General features: G+C 63.5%; 1 protein-coding gene. It reads left to right on the forward strand.

Annotated features, from left to right (window positions below):
• Positions 1-127: 127 nt before the first annotated feature.
• Positions 128-754: tyrosine-type recombinase/integrase (locus E1291_RS41555; protein WP_131743493.1), on the forward strand; the 627-nt coding region annotated here is incomplete at its 3' end.

The following is a 754-nucleotide window of genomic DNA, read 5'->3' on the forward strand; positions in this document are numbered from 1 at the left end:
CTGAAAAGCGGAAGGTCGGCGGTTCGACCCCGCCCCTGCCCACCTGGTCCTCTGACCAGCGGAAACACCGATAACGGATTGATCACCGACGGTGTACACCGCTTGAACAGAGGAAAACTTCACTCCAATGGGTACCGCGCGTACGCGGCGACCGAAGGACCTCCGAGCAGGCGCCTTCCAACCCGCGATCAACTCGTTCACCCTCCACCTCAACGCCGAGGGCAAATCTCCCAAAACGGTCCGAACCTACACCGAAGCAGCACAATGGTTCGCCGCCGAACACCTCCACCACAACACCCAGCATTCCGACTGGGACGAGGTCACCCCCGACGACGTCCGCGCCTGGACGGTCTGGCTGCTCGACTCCTACTCCGACAGCTACGCCAACAACCAGCACCGGGCACTGCAGCAATTCTTCAAGTGGTGGTCCACCGACGAAGAACTCCCCAACCCCATGGCCAAGCTCCGCCCGCCATCCGTCGGCGAGAAGATCGTCCCCGTCTTCACCGACGAGGAACTCACCACGCTCCTCAAGCACTGCGAGGGGAAGGCGTTCACCCAGCGCCGGGACTACGCCATCCTCACCCTCTTCAAGGCGACCGGCCTGCGCCTGTCCGAACTCGCCGGCATCACCTACGACCCCCAAGAGACGGACCGCAGCGACCTGGACCTGATGCGCCGCGAACTCCTCGTCACCGGCAAGGGCAACAAACAACGCATCGTCCGCTTCGGACACCCCTCAGCCCGCGCCATC

Source organism: Actinomadura roseirufa, assembly GCF_900659635.1.
Lineage (GTDB): Bacteria > Actinomycetota > Actinomycetes > Streptosporangiales > Streptosporangiaceae > Spirillospora > Spirillospora roseirufa.